The sequence below is a fragment of the Weissella sp. DD23 genome (assembly GCF_001579105.1).
Lineage (GTDB): Bacteria > Bacillota > Bacilli > Lactobacillales > Lactobacillaceae > Weissella > Weissella cibaria.
The window spans coordinates 1-227 of sequence record NZ_KQ970535.1 but is presented as its reverse complement, the minus strand read 5'-3'; the positions used below and the strand labels follow the sequence as shown (position 1 = coordinate 227).

General features: G+C 50.2%; 1 protein-coding gene. It reads left to right on the top strand.

Going from position 1 to position 227, the window contains the following annotated elements:
* The coding region (locus WEIDD23_RS13985; protein ID WP_197458924.1) for a hypothetical protein at positions 1 to 227 on the top strand (227 nt) is incomplete at both ends.

Genomic DNA, 227 nt, shown 5'->3' with positions numbered 1-227 from the left:
TTACGGTTGTTTACACGCCAGTTGATCAAACGGTTACGGTGAACTACAACACGACCGAGTTGAATGACACGCAGAAGTCACAAGTGAAGGCGCCAGCCACGGCAACAATCACAGGTAAGACTGATGCGTTGAACGAGACGGCCGAGGGTGACACGACAGTTAAGGCTGTGCCAGGTTACACGTTTACAGTAACGAATAAGGCTGGCGATGTCCTTGTTAAGGATGCT